The 15,714-nt window shown below is 66.3% G+C and carries 17 protein-coding genes; 11 read left to right on the forward strand and 6 right to left on the reverse strand.

The window, feature by feature from the left end; translation table 11 throughout:
* Positions 1 to 211 precede the first annotated feature (211 nt).
* Positions 212 to 2,425, reverse strand: coding sequence for an LPS-assembly protein LptD (locus G7078_RS05285; protein WP_246166492.1), 2,214 nt, complete (start codon positions 2,423 to 2,425; stop codon positions 212 to 214).
* Positions 2,426 to 2,569: 144 nt separating this feature from the next.
* On the opposite strand from G7078_RS05285, the gene G7078_RS05290 reads away from it, so the two are divergent.
* The 3 genes from G7078_RS05290 to ndk all read left to right on the forward strand — a co-directional run bounded on the left by G7078_RS05290 (position 2,570) and on the right by ndk (position 4,976).
* Entirely contained in the window at positions 2,570 to 4,036 is a 1,467-nt protein-coding gene (locus G7078_RS05290; RefSeq protein WP_166093734.1) for a leucyl aminopeptidase, read from the forward strand.
* Positions 4,037 to 4,045: 9 nt separating this feature from the next.
* On the forward strand, positions 4,046 to 4,480 hold the full coding sequence (locus G7078_RS05295; RefSeq protein ID WP_166093736.1) for a DNA polymerase III subunit chi: 435 nt from the start codon (positions 4,046 to 4,048) through the stop codon (positions 4,478 to 4,480).
* Between the two features lie 73 nt (positions 4,481 to 4,553).
* Positions 4,554 to 4,976, forward strand: coding sequence for a nucleoside-diphosphate kinase (gene ndk, locus G7078_RS05300; protein WP_166093738.1), 423 nt, complete (start codon positions 4,554 to 4,556; stop codon positions 4,974 to 4,976).
* Positions 4,977 to 5,012: 36 nt separating this feature from the next.
* On the opposite strand, the gene purN is transcribed toward ndk, so the two are convergent.
* Positions 5,013 to 5,606 carry a phosphoribosylglycinamide formyltransferase gene (gene purN / locus G7078_RS05305; RefSeq protein ID WP_166093740.1) on the reverse strand — a complete coding sequence of 198 codons (594 nt, stop codon included), beginning with the start codon at positions 5,604 to 5,606 and terminating at the stop codon, positions 5,013 to 5,015.
* Entirely contained in the window at positions 5,599 to 6,669 is a 1,071-nt protein-coding gene (gene purM, locus G7078_RS05310; protein ID WP_166093742.1) for a phosphoribosylformylglycinamidine cyclo-ligase, read from the reverse strand. Before purM ends, purN begins: the two co-directional genes overlap by 8 nt.
* Before the next feature lie 64 nt (positions 6,670 to 6,733).
* On the opposite strand from purM, the gene G7078_RS05315 reads away from it, so the two are divergent.
* Positions 6,734 to 8,035 carry a heavy-metal-associated domain-containing protein gene (locus G7078_RS05315; RefSeq protein WP_166093744.1) on the forward strand — a complete coding sequence of 434 codons (1,302 nt, stop codon included), beginning with the start codon at positions 6,734 to 6,736 and terminating at the stop codon, positions 8,033 to 8,035.
* Positions 8,032 to 8,652 (forward strand): HdaA/DnaA family protein, encoded by a 621-nt coding sequence (locus tag G7078_RS05320; protein ID WP_166093746.1) that lies wholly within the window; start codon positions 8,032 to 8,034, stop codon positions 8,650 to 8,652. Before G7078_RS05315 ends, G7078_RS05320 begins: the two co-directional genes overlap by 4 nt.
* Here G7078_RS05320 and G7078_RS05325 read toward each other — a convergent pair whose 3' ends face one another.
* Positions 8,653 to 10,080 (reverse strand): NAD-dependent succinate-semialdehyde dehydrogenase, encoded by a 1,428-nt coding sequence (locus G7078_RS05325; RefSeq protein WP_166093748.1) that lies wholly within the window; start codon positions 10,078 to 10,080, stop codon positions 8,653 to 8,655.
* A gap of 71 nt (positions 10,081 to 10,151) precedes the next feature.
* Here G7078_RS05325 and G7078_RS05330 point away from each other — a divergent pair, with 71 nt between their 5' ends.
* The 6 genes from G7078_RS05330 to G7078_RS05355 are packed head-to-tail and all read left to right on the forward strand — an operon-like array spanning position 10,152 to position 14,112.
* Positions 10,152 to 10,451 carry an SCP2 sterol-binding domain-containing protein gene (locus G7078_RS05330; RefSeq protein WP_166093751.1) on the forward strand — a complete coding sequence of 100 codons (300 nt, stop codon included), beginning with the start codon at positions 10,152 to 10,154 and terminating at the stop codon, positions 10,449 to 10,451.
* A gap of 3 nt (positions 10,452 to 10,454) precedes the next feature.
* Positions 10,455 to 11,165 carry a CoA transferase subunit A gene (locus G7078_RS05335; RefSeq protein ID WP_166093754.1) on the forward strand — a complete coding sequence of 237 codons (711 nt, stop codon included), beginning with the start codon at positions 10,455 to 10,457 and terminating at the stop codon, positions 11,163 to 11,165.
* Entirely contained in the window at positions 11,162 to 11,680 is a 519-nt protein-coding gene (locus G7078_RS05340) for a nuclear transport factor 2 family protein (RefSeq protein WP_166093757.1), read from the forward strand. Before G7078_RS05335 ends, G7078_RS05340 begins: the two co-directional genes overlap by 4 nt.
* Positions 11,681 to 11,682: 2 nt before the next feature.
* Positions 11,683 to 12,318 (forward strand): CoA transferase subunit B, encoded by a 636-nt coding sequence (locus G7078_RS05345; RefSeq protein WP_166093759.1) that lies wholly within the window; start codon positions 11,683 to 11,685, stop codon positions 12,316 to 12,318.
* 22 nt (positions 12,319 to 12,340) lie between these two features.
* Positions 12,341 to 13,195, forward strand: coding sequence for an N-acyl homoserine lactonase family protein (locus G7078_RS05350; RefSeq protein WP_166093760.1), 855 nt, complete (start codon positions 12,341 to 12,343; stop codon positions 13,193 to 13,195).
* A complete protein-coding gene (locus G7078_RS05355; protein ID WP_166093762.1) occupies positions 13,195 to 14,112 on the forward strand; it encodes a tyrosine recombinase XerC in 918 nt (305 codons plus the stop codon). The genes G7078_RS05350 and G7078_RS05355 overlap by 1 nt, the downstream gene beginning before the upstream one ends.
* 14 nt (positions 14,113 to 14,126) lie before the next feature.
* Here G7078_RS05355 and G7078_RS05360 read toward each other — a convergent pair whose 3' ends face one another.
* Entirely contained in the window at positions 14,127 to 14,735 is a 609-nt protein-coding gene (locus G7078_RS05360; RefSeq protein WP_166093765.1) for a DedA family protein, read from the reverse strand.
* Between the two features lie 3 nt (positions 14,736 to 14,738).
* Positions 14,739 to 15,686 (reverse strand): glutathione synthase, encoded by a 948-nt coding sequence (gene gshB / locus G7078_RS05365; RefSeq protein WP_166093768.1) that lies wholly within the window; start codon positions 15,684 to 15,686, stop codon positions 14,739 to 14,741.
* Positions 15,687 to 15,714: the final 28 nt, after the last annotated feature.

Here is a 15,714-nt window from a genome sequence, read left to right on the forward strand (position 1 = left end):
GCTGGCGCTGTTGGGTTGCGGCTGCGGTTGTGACTGCGGTTGTGCCTGGGGGGCAGTCTGCGCGAACGCCGCACCGGCAACGCCAATCGTTGCCGCGAGCAGGATCGAAGCCAGGCGCGAGCGCGTCGTTCTCGAAGTCACCACGTACGAATTTCCTTATTACCCAATATATTCTGCCCGAGCGCTTGGCCCTTTCCCGCTGAACGCAGGCTTAGCGGCCGAGGCCCTTAAGCGCGATCTGAAGCGCGAAGGTGTTGCCCTTGCGGAACTCCCCGAGCCGCTCATAGTCGCGCCGCCACGTGACGCCAAGCTCCAGGCAATCGTCCTCGTAGGAGATGCCGAGCCGGTTGCGCACCGGCTCGAACCCGTCCGCCAGCGAGAACGGATCTTCGTCCTTGTCCGTCAGGTCCAGCACCGTTGCTCCGAAGACCGACCAGTAGCGCGCGAATTTCACTCGCCCGGCGAGGCGAAGCTCTTCCTTGTCGCGCAAATCCTCGACCGTCTCGCTGATGTCGCGGTTGAGCCGCAGGTACCCGATCTGAACGTAAGTTTCCGACGAGCCGACGGTGAGGTCGAGCTCGTTCCGGCGAACGGCGAGGTTGTCCTTGTCCAGCCGGAAGCGGTGGGTGAGGTCGACAAAGGTGCCGTAGCGGATGCTGGTCCGGCCGACGACGTCGGACAAGCGGTCGGTCAGGCCCGTCCCTTCCGGAAAGATGCCGGCCCTGCGCGTGATCCGATAGCTCTGGCCGATGGTCGAACTGATCGACAGGCTTGGCCGGTCGTACATCCAGTCGACGCCGTAGGTCACCCGCGAACCGTCTTCCCAGCGGTCATAGCCGGGGAAGCGGTTGAGCGCGAACAGGTTGCTGTCCTCAAGGTCGACGGAGCGCGCGTCTTCGTTCGGGATCGCCAGGTTGGGCGTTGGCGGGGTCGCCACGATCTGAACGCGCGGGGTGACGCGCTGGATTCCGCCGAGCAACGGTCCGATCAACGGCCATTGCAGGTCAGCGGCGAGCGCGCCGATCCCGCGCACATGCCAGCCGTTGGTGCCGCGGTAGATCGGCACGACCGTCTCTTCGGCATCGTTGGTGTGATAGGCGTCGCCTCGACCGAAAGCGGTCAGGGTCAGCTGCTGCCCCAGCGGGGTCAGCCGCCGAAGCGTCCATTGAGCGCTTGCAAAGGCGCGCTGGGTGTCCTGCCCGTCGACGCGCAGGATCGCGAGGCTGTTCGCCTGGAGCTCGACCTTCCCACCCAGGATTGGCGGAGTAAGGCGCAGCCGGGCGTCGATCGCCGGCAGTGCGATCGGGAATTGCTTCTGCACGTCGTCGACGCGCAGCCCCTGGAACGCCCAGCCGGCGATCGAGACGTAGCTGTCCGGAGCGATCCGTTCGGCGTTGACGAAATTGCGCAGCCGGTCGTCGCGCGTGATGTCGTAGCGGCGCGTGACCGTCTTGTCCGAGGCCGCGCGCAGGTAGCCGGTCACTGTCCACAACGGGTCGAGCTGGGCGCGTCCGTTGGCCTCGATATATCCGCGAAGGCCGCGTTCGCGTTCGCCTGGCGCAAGGCTTGCGAAGTCGGAACTCTCAATGGTGCCGTAGGTCAGGAACCCGCCGACCTGGAAGGCGCCAAGCTCGTTCAGCTGGCGGTACTTGGCCTCGATCGCCGGCAAGGTGCCGGTGTAGAGGTGCGGGGTAATGGTGAGGTCGCGATTGGGCGCGACCCGCCAGAAATAGGGTAGCGCGACCTCAAAGCCGTTCTTGCGCGAAATCTTAAGGTCGGGGGGAAGGAAGCCGGTAGCGCCGCTGCCGTCGGAGCTGACGCTGAATATCGGCAACAGCGGCAGGGTCAGCCCGAACAGCTGCAATCGGCCGCCGCGGAACAGGACCCGGTTCGTCGCCGGATCGTGGATCACCCGGGCGGCGGTGATGACCCAGCTTGGGCGGCGCGAGCAGCCTGTCGCGCTGGTCACCGGGCACGCCGAATAAGCGGCGTTTTCAAGCGTCGTCACGTCGCCGTTGCGGGTTCCGCGTTCGGCTGCGATTCGACCGCCGCCTTCAAGCGCGACGAGAAGATTGTCGATGGTGCCGTCGCGCAACGTATCGCTCAACGCCACATTCTCACCGACCAGCTTGTCGCCGGTCGGATTGACGATGACGACATTGCCTTCCGCTCGGACCTGCCCCGTGCTTCGGGTCCAGACGACGCGGTCCGCGGCAAGGTAATTGCCCTCTCGCGACATGCGGACCTGGCCGGTCGCCGTGACGACGTCATTCTGGCTATCGTAGGTCAGCTGGTCGGCGCTGAATTCGACCGCTTCCTCGGCGGGCGCGGGCGAAGCTGGGGCGCCAACTCCCTGTGCGTGCGCGCCGCTCAGCGGGGCGAGCAGCAGCGGCAGGGCCGCCCACCAGACCAATCGACTACGCAAAATGCTTCCGCCCGCCTCGAAACCTCGTCCAGCCGACGCTATCGCACCTCGTCGGCCAGCCGACAATCACTTGTCGAAGCGGCTTTGCCAACTGACGGCAGCAGCCCTAAAGCGCCGGCAAATCACGACTTACAGGAAACGTCGATGCAAATTGAATTCCCCGCCAGCCGCCCCAGCGGAGACTATGCCCTCGTCATTCCGGCCTTGGGCTCCAACCGCCCGGCGGCAGCCGCCTTGTCCGCGGCCAACGTCGATGCGGCGCTTCGCGCCCAGCGCTTCGACGGCGACAGCGGCAGCACGGCGGAAGTCTTCGCCGACGATGGCGGGACGGTCAGGCGGATCGTGTTCGTCGGTGCCGGCGGCGGCTCGACCCCTCCGGAAGCGGCGGAAAAGATCGGGGGCGGCGCCATCGCCAAGCTGCTGACCTCGGGCGAAACGCACGTGGTCATCGACCTGTCCGGCCTCAATTTCGACGCCGATGCAGCGGCCCGCGTCGCCCTTTCGGCATCGCTGCGCGCGTGGCGTTACGACCGCTACCGGACCAAGCTGAAGGACAAGCAGAAGCCGACCGTCGCCAAGGTGACGATCGTCGGCGGCGGGGAGGGCGCGAAAGCGCGCTGGGACGATCGCTGGTCGGCGGTTGCGGAAGGCGCTTCGCTCACCCGCGAGCTGGTGACCGAGCCGGCAAACATCATCTATCCGGAAACCTTCGTCGAGCGCGTCCGCGCGGCCGCCGAAGGCACCGGCCTTGAAGTCGAAGCGCTCGATGGCGCGGCCATGGCCAAGCTTGGTATGGGCGCGCTGCTTGGCGTCGCGCAGGGCTCGGTCCGCGATGCGCGCCTGCTGGTGCTGCGCTGGAACGGCGGCGCGGAAGGCGAAACGCCCGTCGCGTTCGTCGGCAAGGGCGTTACGTTCGACACCGGCGGCATTTCGATCAAGCCGGCCGCCGGCATGGAAGCGATGAAGTGGGACATGGGCGGCGCCGGCGGCGTTGCCGGTGCGATGCTGGCGCTGGCCAAGCGGAAGGCCAAAGCGAACATCGTCGCCATCTGCGGCCTGGTTGAAAATATGCCCGACGGCAATGCGCAGCGCCCGGGCGATGTCGTGACCAGCATGTCGGGCCAGACGATCGAGGTGATCAACACCGACGCTGAGGGGCGCCTCGTCCTCGCGGACGCGATCACGTACGTGCAGCGGACCTACAAGCCGAAGACGATCATCGACTTTGCGACTCTGACCGGCGCGATCCTCATCAGCCTTGGCCATGAATATGCCGGACTGTTCTCCCCTGACGACGGCCTTGCCAACAAGCTCACCAAGGCGGGCGCGACCAGCGGCGATAAATTGTGGCGGATGCCGCTTGGCGAACCGTTCGACCGGCTGATCGATTCGCCGATCGCGGACATGAAGAACGTCGGCCCGCGCGAGGGCGGCTCGATCACCGCGGCGCAATTCATCAAGCGCTTCGTCGATGACGGCGTCGCCTGGGCGCACGTCGACATGGCGGGCAAAGCGTGGGCGGACAAGGCGTCCGACACCTACGACAAGGGCGCGACCGGCTTCGCGGTGCGCTTGCTCGACCAGTTCGTCGCCGACAATCTGGAGCGCTAGCGGAGCCGCGTGCGCGTCGATTTCTATCAGCTCGCCGGCACGCCGGTCGAACAGGTCGTCGCTGCGCTCGCGCAAAAGCTCCTCGATGGCGGGGAGCGCCTGCTGATCGTCGCGTCGGGCGAAGCCGCGCTCGCCCGGCTCGACCGGCTGTTGTGGGACTTCAGTCCGACCAGCTTCCTGCCGCATGGGCTATCGGGCGGGACCGACGACGCCCGGCAGCCGATCTTGCTTTCGACCACGCCCGACGCGGCGAACGTCGCCCGCAACCTGCTGATCGCCGACGGCGAGTGGCGGGAGGCGGCGCTGAACTTCGAGCGCGCATTCTATCTATTCGATGCCGCGACTCTCGACGGCGCTCGGCTCGCGTGGAAGCTGCTGACCGGGCGCGGCGTCGATCGCCACTATTGGGCGATGGAGGGCGGCCGCTGGGCCGAAAAGGCCTAAGCCTTGCCCGTTGGCGCTGGCGCGGCTAGGCGCTCGGCCAATTCCACCAACCCAAAGCAGGAGACGCACGGCCATGGCCGCGACGCGCACCTTTTCGATCATCAAGCCCGACGCCACCCGCCGCAACCTGACCGGCGCGGTCACCAAGAAGCTGGAGGACGCCGGCCTTCGCGTCGTCGCCTCCAAGCGCATCCTGATGAGCCGCGAACAGGCGGAAGGCTTTTACGGCGTTCACCGCGAACGGCCGTTCTTCAACGACCTGTGCAGCTTCATGACCTCGGGCCCCGTGGTCGTGCAGGTGCTTGAGGGCGAAGACGCCGTTCGCCGCAATCGCGAAGTGATGGGCGCCACCAACCCGGAGCAGGCCGACGAAGGCACCATCCGCAAGGAATTCGCCGAATCGATCGAAGCCAATTCGGTCCACGGCTCCGACAGCGACGAAAATGCGAAGATCGAGATCGACTACTTCTTCAAGCCTGAAGAAATCGTCGGCTAGCCGATCCGGGGGATCGGCGCAGCTGGCGATTGTCGGCTAGCCGGTCAGGGGGATCGGCGCGGCTGGCGATTGCCGGCTGACAAAGTCGCCTAGCGCTTCGGGATAGAGCCGGTGCTCCGCCGCGAGCACCCGCTCTTCCAGGCTTTTGGCGTCGTCGCCGGCAAGCACGGGCACCTCGGCCCGCGCCAACACATCCCCGGCATCCAGCTCCTCGGTGACCAGATGGACGCTGCAGCCGGCAACCTTGTCGCCGGCTTCAAGCGCGCGCTTGTGCGTGTCGAGACCGCGATATTTCGGCAGCAGCGATGGGTGGATGTTGAGGACGCGCCCGGCCCAGCGTTGGGTGAACTGCGCCGTCAAGATCTGCATGAAGCCGGCGAGTGCGATGGTCCCGATTCGGTGATCGTCGAGCGCTTGGTTGAGCGCCGCCTCGAATTCGGCCTTCCCACGGCCGCGGCTGTCCCATGTCCAGGTCGGAAGCTGCCTTGCCCGCGCCCAGTCGAGCCCCGCCGCCTCGGGCCGATTCGAAGCGACCAGCGCCACTTCGTACCCGCTCGCTCTTTCCACCAGGGCCCTCATGTTGCTGCCGCGTCCGGAGATCAGCACCGCGACGCGCGCCGGGTCATGCATCGTGGCTGGCCGTCCACTCCTCGGCCGAATTCCATGAGCCCGCCGGGCCACGCACCGTGCAGCCGCGCTGTCCGGCTTCGATGCGCCCGATGACGAAGGCGCGCTCGCCGGCCTGCTCGAGGCGCGCGATGACTGCAGCGCAATCGGCTTGCGCGACGATGGCCACCATCCCGACGCCGCAATTGAACGTACGCGCCATTTCCGGCGCGGCGACGTTCCCGCCGTCCTGGAGCTTGGCGAACAGCGCCGGCAGCGACCAGGCGCCGACGTCGATATCCGCCCTGCAATCCTCCGGAAGTACGCGCGGGACATTTTCCAGCAGCCCGCCGCCGGTGATGTGCGCGAGCCCGTGGATGAGGCCGTCCCGGACCAGCGGGAGCAGGGCGCGAACGTAAATCCGCGTCGGCTCCAGCAACTGGTTGCCCAGGCCGTCTTGTCCAAGGTCCCAATTGCGCTCGGCGACGATCCTGCGGACGAGGGAGAAGCCGTTGCTGTGCACGCCAGTGCTGGCGAGGCCGACGACGACGTCGCCGGGCGCGACTTTCGAACCGTCGAGCATTTCGCCCCGCTCGACCGCTCCGACGCAAAAGCCGGCCAGATCGTAGTCGCCGGCGGCATACATGCCGGGCATCTCGGCGGTTTCGCCGCCAATCAGTGCGCAGCCTGCCTGCCGGCATCCTTCGGCGATGGACGCGACCACGGCTTGCGCGACGCCGGTATCAAGCTTGCCGGTCGCGAAATAGTCGAGGAAAAAGAGTGGCTCGGCGCCCTGGACGATGAGGTCGTTGGCGCACATCGCCACCAGGTCGATTCCCACCCCCTCGTGGCGGCCAAGGTCGATTGCCAGCTTAAGCTTCGTGCCGACACCATCGTTGGCGGCGACCAGCAGCGGATCCTTGTAACCGGCAGCCTTGGGGTCGAAGACTCCTCCGAAGCCGCCAAGCTCCGCCCCTGCGCCCGGCCGCGCGGTCGAGCGCGCGAGCGGCCCGATCGCCTTGACGAGGGCATTGCCGGCGTCGATCGACACGCCGGAATCGGCATAAGTCAGTGGCTTCTGGGACATTGCGCGGCGCAGCTAGCCACATCGCGCTTGGATTTCCACGCCGTTGTCGCCAAAAGCGCCACCAATGGCTCGCCGCCCAAAGCTGATCCTTGCGCTCCTCTTGATCCTCGGCCTTTCCGCCGGGGGCTTTCTTTATGCGCAGATGGAAAGCGGCGACCGCGGGATCATGCCGCTCGACAGCTCCGGGACGCTGGAGGTTGACGACATTCACGTCGATGTCGCCGGCAAAGATTCCAATGCGGCGCGCTTCGCCGGCTGGCGAATCGCCCAGCGCGAAGGCTTCAAGAAGCTTTGGGCGAAATCCCACGGGCTGCCGGTCAGCCAGGCGCCGAACCTACCGGATTCGTTGCTCGATCAGCTCGTCAGCTCGATCATCGTGCAACGCGAACAGATCGGCCCGACCCGCTACATCGCCGACCTCGGCGTGTTGTTCGACCGCGCGCGGGCCGGGGAATTGCTCGGCATAGGCGGCGTCCAGCAACGCTCGCAGCCGATGCTCCTGATCCCGATCGTGGTGACGGGCGGAAGCGCGACGAGCGTTGAGCTGCGCAATGGCTGGCAGCGGGCATGGGCCCAGTTCCGGACGTCCCAGACGCCGATCGATTATGTGCGGATCAGCGGCATGGGCGGCGACCCGCTGCTGCTCAACGCCTCCCAGACCATGCGGCCGGGCAGGAGTGCATGGCGCAACCTGCTCGACCTGTACGGTGCCGCCGACATTCTGGTCGCGGAAGTGCAATTGCACCGGCTCTACCCCGGCGGCCCGGCGCAGGCGCGCTTCATCGCCCGTCACGGCCCGGATCGGGAGATTGTCGGCGGCTTCAGCATGACCGCGCCCAACAGCGCCGCCTTGCCCCAGATGATGGCCCAAGGTGTCGAGCGGATGGATCGGCTGTTCGCCGATGCCTTCGCGGCCGGGTTGCTGCAGCGGGACCGGACGTTGAACCAGCCCGAGCCGCCCCCGGCCGAGGATTTGGAGGAAAAGAAGGAGCCGGAGAAGAAGCCGGAGCAGGCGACGTCGACCTTCCAGGTGCAGGTCGTCACGCCCAACGCGCCGACTTACAACAGCGCGCTTGCCCACCTGCGCACCGTGCCGGGCGTATCGAGCGTCGGTCAGATCAACATCGGCATCGGCAACATCAGCAATTTCAACGTCGCCTATCGCGGCAACCTGCAGACCATGCGGGCCATCCTAGTCGCGCGGGGCTGGGGCGTGGACATCACCGGCGAAACGTTGCGGATGTACGTGGTTCGGCCTGCCGCGCCCGCGCCCAGTGCGCAGCCGGGTTCCACCGCTCCGAATTCGCCGCAGCCGCAGCCGCAACCCCAGCCGCCAGCGACGAACCAGAGCGGCGCGGCGCAGTGAACCGCGGCGCGGACCAGATCGCGCTGCCCCTGGACTGGCCGCAGACCCAAGGCGACACGCGCTTCATCCTTGGGGAGCCGAACCGGGAAGCGTTCGAGCATTTTCGCAAGTGGAGCATGTGGCCGGTCAAGGCGACGATCCTCACCGGCCCGCGACGGTCCGGCCGCAGCCTGTTGGCGCGAAGCTTCGTCGAGCGGGTTGGCGGACGGTTGATCGACCAGGCCGACCGGGCGGACGAGGAAGAGGTGTTCCATGCCTGGAACGCGGCGCAGGATAGCGGTCGACCACTGGTGATGATCGCCGATTCGGTGCCGCCGGACTGGGACATTGCGCTGCCCGACTTGCGGACCCGGATCGCGGTGACTCCGGCGACCACCATCGGGCCGCCCGACGATACTTTGTGCCAGCAGGTCATCGACCTGCATTTTGCCGACCGCGGGCTGCATATTCCGCGCGAGGCGCTGCGCTTCATGTCGGAGCGGATCGAGCGCGATTACTGGACGGCCGAGCGCGCCGTCGAAGTCGTCGACCGCTACGCCATTGCCGAGCGGGCGCGGCTGTCGCTCCCGACGATCAGGCGGGCATTGCTGGATGCCGGAATGATTTCCAGCGACTAGCTAGGCCTGGTGGATCGCCTTGACGACCTGGTAGGTCTCGAGCCCTTCCTTGCCGCCCTCGCTGCCGAAGCCCGAATCCTTGACCCCGCCGAATGGCGCGTCAGCGACCGAAATGGCGAAGGTGTTGATCCCGACCATGCCGGCTTCGATCGCGTCGCCAAGCAAGTTGGCTCGGCGACCGTTCTCGGTGAAGGCAAAGGCGGCCAGACCGAACGGAAGGCGGTTCGCCTGCTCGATCGCTTCGTCCATGTCCTTGAAGGCGCGTGACACGGCAACGGGGCCGAAGGGTTCGGTATTCATGATGTCGGCTTCGACCGGGACGTCCGCAAGCAGGGTCGGCCGGAAGAAGAAACCGCTGTCGCCCGGTTCGCCGCCTTCGACCAGGCGCGCGCCCTTCGCCTTGGCGTCCGCAACCAGGGCGCCGATCGCTTCGGGACGCCGCTTGTTGGCCAGCGGACCCATCCTGGTTTCCGCCTCCAGGCCGTCACCCATCGTCACCTTGCGGGTGCGCTCGGCAAAGCCTTTGATGAAGGCCTCGTAGATGGATTCCTGCACGTAGAATCGGGTCGGCGACACGCAGACCTGGCCCGCGTTCCGGAATTTCTGCGGGACCACCATGTCCAGCGTCTTTTCCAAGTCGCAATCGTCGAAGATCAGCACCGGCGCGTGGCCGCCAAGCTCCATCGTCACCCGGGTCATGCTGTCGGCGCACAGCTTCATCAAGTGCTTGCCGACCGCGGTCGACCCGGTGAAGCTGACCTTGCGGATCGTGGGCGACGCGATGAGGTGGCGGCTGACCATGTCCGGCACGCCGTGGACCAATTGGAACACGCCCTTGGGCAGGCCGGCATCGTCGAGCGCCTGGGCGACTGCGAGCGTGTTGCCCGGCGTCTCCTCCGGCGGCTTGGCAATCACCGAGCAGCCGGCGGCAAGTGCGGCGGCGACCTTTTTCGCGAGCAGATAGATCGGGAAATTCCACGGGGTGAACGTCGCCACCGGTCCGACCGGCTCGTGCATCACGCGTGAAAGCTGCCCCGGCGGCCGGACCAGGACGCGGCCATAGTCGCGCTTGATCTCCTCGGCGTACCAATCGAACAGGGACGCTGCCCCGAAGACCTCGCCCTTGGCTTCGGCAAAGGGCTTGCCCTGTTCCTGGGTCAGCGTCCGGCCGATCTGGTCGGCGCGTTCCTTCAGCAGTTTTGCGGCCTTGTGCAGGATGGCGCTGCGCTTCTCGACGTCGGTCGCGCGCCATTCGGGGTAGGTGCGCTTGGCGGTGTCCAGCGCTTCGTCCAGGTCCGCTTCGGTCGCCAGGGGCACGTCGGCAATGCCTTCGCCGGTGACCGGGTTGACGACCTGGAAGCTGTCACGGCCTTCGCCCGTGCGCCAGCTTCCGTTGATGAAGAGCTTGAGCTCCGGTTCATATCCCATGCTCGCCAGATAGGGCTGCCTTGATGCGCCCGCAACGGCCCGCTAGCGAATGGGACAAAGGAGATGCCGCAATGACCAAGCAGGAACTCGTTTCGAAGATGCAGGAAAACCGGGCCTGGGTTGCCGGCAAGACGGTAAAGCTCGACTTCGGTTCGGAAGGCACGGTCCTTCTGGATGGCGCGTCGGAGCAGGTTACCGAAGCCGACGGTGCGGCCGACACGACGATCAAGACCAGCTGGGAAGACTGGCAGAAAATGGCCGCTGGCGAGCTCGACGGCATGACCGCTTTCATGACCGGCAAGCTCAAGGTCGAAGGCGATATGTCGAACGCCATGCAGCTGCAGGGCGTGCTCGCCAAGCTCAAGGGCTAGCCGGTGGCACGCAAGATTTATCCCGATGCTTCGGCGGCGCTCGACGGGCTGCTGTTCGACGGGATGACGATCGCCGCAGGCGGCTTTGGCCTGTGCGGTATTCCCGAGCGGCTGATCGACGCCATCGTCGAGAGCGGCGTCAAGGATCTGACCATCGCGTCCAACAATGCGGGCATCGACAATGTCGGGCTCGGCAAGCTGCTTCGCACTCGGCAGGTCAAGAAGATGATCTCCTCCTACGTGGGTGAGAACAAGGAGTTCGAGCGCCAGTTTCTTGCCGGCGAGCTGGAGGTCGAGTTCTGCCCGCAAGGCACGCTGGCCGAGCGGATGCGGGCCGGCGGCGCGGGCATTCCGGGCTTCTACACCAAGACCGGGGTCGGCACCGTCGTCGCCGAAGGCAAGGAGCTGAAGGAGTTTGACGGGGACACCTACGTGCTCGAACGCGGGATCGTCGCCGACCTGGCCATCGTCAAAGGCCATAAGGCCGACGAGAGCGGCAATGTGACCTTCCGCAAGACCGCCCGCAATTTCAACCAACCCGCAGCGACCTGCGGCAAGGTCTGCGTGGTCGAGGTCGAGGAGATGGTAGCCACCGGCAGCCTCGATCCCGACTGCATCCACCTGCCATCCATCTACGTGAACCGCCTGATCGTCGGCGGGCCTTATGACAAGCAGATCGAATTCCGCACGACGCGGACCAGGGAGGCGGCATGATCCGGGCCTTTGCGATCGCCGGGGCGCTCGCGCTTGCCGGCTGCGCGACAACGACACCGACAGGAACCAAGATGACCGCAGCCAATCCCGCCGATTTGGCCGCAATCGATCAGGCGATCGACGGCGTCTATGCCATCATATCCGGCCCGCCCGGTCAGCCGCGCGATTTCGCCAAAATGCGGACGCTGTTCACGCCGACCGCGACGATGCGCGTGATCACGCCGGCGGGCGTTCGCGGCGGAACGCTTGACGATTACATCGCGCGCAGCGGCCCGATCCTCGAGAAAGAGGGCTTCGACGAACAGGAGCTTGGCCGCCGCGTGGAGGTCTACGGTAACCTCGCCAGCGTCTGGTCCTCCTATCATGGCAAGACAGCCAGCGGCAGCTTCGACGAGCGCGGGATCAACAGCTTCCAGCTGGTTAAGGTGGGCGGCCGCTGGCTGGTCGCCTCGATCCTCTGGCAGGAGGAGACGCCCGAGTTTCCAATTCCCGCCGACATGATCACGGAGCGATAGGCATGGCGTGGACCCGCGACGACATGGCCGCGCGCGCCGCAAAGGAGCTTCGCGACGGCTATTACGTCAACCTGGGCATCGGCATCCCGACCCTGGTCGCCAACCATGTGCCGGCCGGCATGACGGTCACGCTCCAGAGCGAGAACGGGATGCTGGGCATCGGCCCGTTCCCTTATGACGATGAAGTCGACGCCGACCTGATCAACGCCGGCAAGCAGACGGTAAGCCAGCTAGCGCAGACCAGCTATTTCTCATCGGACCAGAGCTTCGCGATGATCCGCGGCGGCCATATCGACCTGGCCGTGCTCGGCGGCATGGAGATCAGCGAGAAGGGCGACATCGCCAACTGGATGATCCCCGGCAAGATGATCAAGGGGATGGGCGGCGCCATGGACCTGGTCGCCGGGGTCAAGAAGATCATCGTGGTGATGGAACATACGTCCAAGAACGGCGACCCGAAGTTCATTCCGGAATGCACGTTGCCGCTGACCGGCAAGAACGTCGTCGACATGATCATCACCGACCTGTGCGTCTTTCACCGCCCCGACCACGACAGCGCGTTCAAGCTGGTTGAACTGGCGCCGGGGGTGACTGCGGAGGAAGTTCGCGCAAAGACATCCGCGCATTACACCGAGTGAGCGGCACGGCAGGAGGCTTGCAATGACGAAATGGCCCGCGATCGCAGCGATATTTCTGTTTGCGGGAGCCTGCGGGCAGCCCGCGGCGGAGCCGAATGCGGTTGCCGCGAATGAGGCGGGTAACGCGGCGCCGAAGCTGACCCTCGCGCGGCTCGATTGCGGCACGGCCACGATCAAGGATTTCGACAAGTTCTTCTCCGACCGCCCGGGATTGTATCCCAAGGGACCGAAGGACATCACCGATAGCTGCTATCTGATCACCCACGGCGACCAGCATCTGTTGTGGGATACCGGGCTTGGCGGCGGCAAGCCGGGCGGATCGTTCGACGCCGGCGACATGGTGGCGCACTTCGATGCGACGCTGACCGATCAACTGGCCAAGGGCGGGCTGAAGCCGGGCGACATCGACATCGTCGGGATCAGCCACATGCATCCCGATCACACCGGCCAGGCGGCCCAGTTCCCGAACGCTCGGCTGCTCGTCGGCAAGGCCGATTTCGACCAGACCGCCGGGAAGGACGATCCCTTCGGTCCGTGGCGCTCGGCCGGCGGCAAGGTTCAGCCGGTCACCGCCGACACCGACGTCTTTGGCGACGGCAGCGTCATTGCGCTGCACCTGCCGGGCCACACGCCGGATCACATGGCGCTGTTGGTCAAGCTTGCCAGCGGGCCCGTGCTACTGACCGGCGACCTCTACCATTCGACCATGGCGCGCGAGAAGCGCGGCGTGCCGCCGTTCAACACGAGCCGCGACCAGACACTGAAGTCGATGGACGCGTTTGAGGCGCTGGCGAAGAAGCTGGGCGCGAAGGTCGTCATCCAGCACGAGCCGGACGACGTCGCCAAGGTGCCGGCCTTCCCGCAAACGGCTGGGTAATGGACGCGCTTCCCCATCCGGCCTCGGCCTCGGTCGAGCGGTGGGGGAAGCATTTGGCGCATGACCGCCGGCGCTCGCCGCACACGGTTCGCGCCTATATCGGCACCGCGCACCGGCTGATCGATTTTCTCGGCCAGTATCGCGGCGAGGAAGTCGCGTTGGCCGACCTGCTCCAGGTTACCGCGCAGGATTTGCGTGCTTTCCTCGCGGCGCGCCGAACGTCCGGGCTTGGCGCGGCGTCGGCGGCACGCGAGCTTTCGGGGATTCGCGCCTTCCTTGCCTTCGCGGCTGAGATTCAAGGGGTGAAAGCGGCGGTGCCGCGCACCCGCGCGCCGCGCCGCCCGAAGACGCTGCCGCGTCCCGCCGCGCCGGCCGACGCCGTTGCCCTTGCCGAGGATGCAAGCGCCTTTGCTTCCGAGCCGTGGATCGGCGCCCGCGACCTGGCGGTGCTGCTGCTGCTTTACGGGTCGGGCCTGCGCGTTTCGGAAGCGCTGTCGCTCACCGCGCGCTCGCTGCCGCTGGGGCAAGCCATCCGCGTGACTGGCAAGCGATCGAAGACCCGGATCGTGCCGGTGGTGCCCGCGGTCCGGCAGGCGATCGCCGAATATGTCGGATTATGCCCTTATCCCGTCAGCGGCGATTCGCCCTTGTTCGTCGGCGCGCGTGGCGGGCCGCTGAGCGCCGACCTGGTCCGGCGAGCGGTGCGGGCGGCGCGCAAGCGGCTGGGGCTTCCCGACACGCTGACTCCCCATGCGCTGCGCCACAGTTTCGCGACTCACCTGCTGGCGCGCGGCGCGGACCTTCGCTCGTTGCAGGAGCTACTCGGCCACGCGAGCCTGTCGTCGACGCAGATCTACACGCAAGTGGACGCGGCCCACCTGCTCGACGTCTACCGGCACGCGCACCCGCGAGCTTGAGTGGCGGTGGGCGGTCAGTCGTCCCGGTGGCGGCGGCGCCAGGTCATCTGCCGCCACACGTAAGCGGCGACGATGCCGATGATGACGGCAATCGAAAGCGGGCCGACGACTTTCTCGATCTCGCCGAACTGCTGGCCCAGCACGAAGCCCGCGATGGCCAGCGCCGAACTCCACGCCGCGGTGCCGAGCGACGACCACAACAGGAAGCTCTTGAGCCGCATCCGAAGCAGGCCGGCGGGGATCGAGACGACAGAGCGGATGGTCGGCAGCATCCGCCCGGCGCCGACGACGATCCCGCCGAACCGGCCGAACAGGTGCTCGGCTTTCTCGACGTCGTACCAGTCGAGAGTCAGCCAGCGGCCGTGACGCTCAATGAACGGGCGGAAGCGCCCGATGCCGATGACCCGGGCGAGCAGGTACCAGAAGAAATTGCCGAACATCGCCCCGGCAGTCCCGCTCAGGATCACGCCCCAAAGCGCCATCTGCCCCCGCGCGGCGGCGAGGCCGGCGATCGGCATGATGACTTCCGACGGGATCGGCGGGAAGACCGTTTCCAGGAACATCAGCAGGAAGACGCCCACGTAGCCGGTCTGCTCGATGAGCCTGATCACCCAATCGGCCATCGCTTAGGCGAGCTTCGATTCGATGGCTTGCCAGATGAGGGCGGGGGTGTCGGTGCCGTTGAACTTATCGATGGCGACGATCCCGGTTGGCGAGGTGACGTTGATTTCGGTCAGCCACTTGCCGCCGATGACGTCGATGCCGACGAAAAGCAGGCCGCGCCGCTTCAGCTCGGGCGCAAGGGCCGCGCAAATCTCCTGCTCCCGGTCGGTCAGCTCGGCGGCCTGGGCGCTTCCGCCGGCCGCCAGGTTGGAGCGGATTTCGCCCTTGCCCGGAAGCCGGTTGATGGCCCCGGCGACCTCTCCGTCGACCAGCACGATGCGCTTGTCACCCTCCGCCACCTCGGGAACGAAGGCCTGCAGCACGTGCGGCTCGCGATAGGTGATGTTGAAAAGCTCCAGCAGCGCGGCGAGGTTGGCGCCGTCGGCCCCGATCTTGAAGACCGCCTTGCCGGCATTTCCGTGGAGAGGCTTCAGGACGATCTCGCCATGTTCGTCGAGGAACTTGCGGGCGACGCCCAGCGACCGGGTCAGGACCGTCGGCGGCATGAACTGCGCATAATCGAGCACCCACAGCTTTTCGGGCGCGTTGCGGACGGCGACGGGATCGTTGACCACCAGGGTTTCGCCGTGAAGCCGCTCCAGCAAGTGGCTGGCCGTGATGTAGCCGAGGTCGAATGGCGGGTCTTGCCGCATCAGCACGACGTCGATGTCGCGGCCAAGGTCGAGGATGGTGAAATCGCCCATTCGGAAATGGTCGCCCGGCACGGATTGCACAGCGACTTCATGCGCGCCGGCAAACACTCGCCCGTTCTCGTAGGTCAGGTCCTCGGCCAGGTAATGGTAAAGCCGGTGCCCGCGCGATTGCGCGCCAAGCATGATGGCGAAGGTGGAATCGCCGGAGATGTTGATCCCGGAAAGCGGGTCCATCTGGACTGCAACGCGAAGCGACATGGCTGCGCCGGTAGGCGAGGAGCGGGCG

It is taken from the genome of Sphingomonas sinipercae, assembly GCF_011302055.1.
GTDB lineage: Bacteria > Pseudomonadota > Alphaproteobacteria > Sphingomonadales > Sphingomonadaceae > Sphingomicrobium > Sphingomicrobium sinipercae.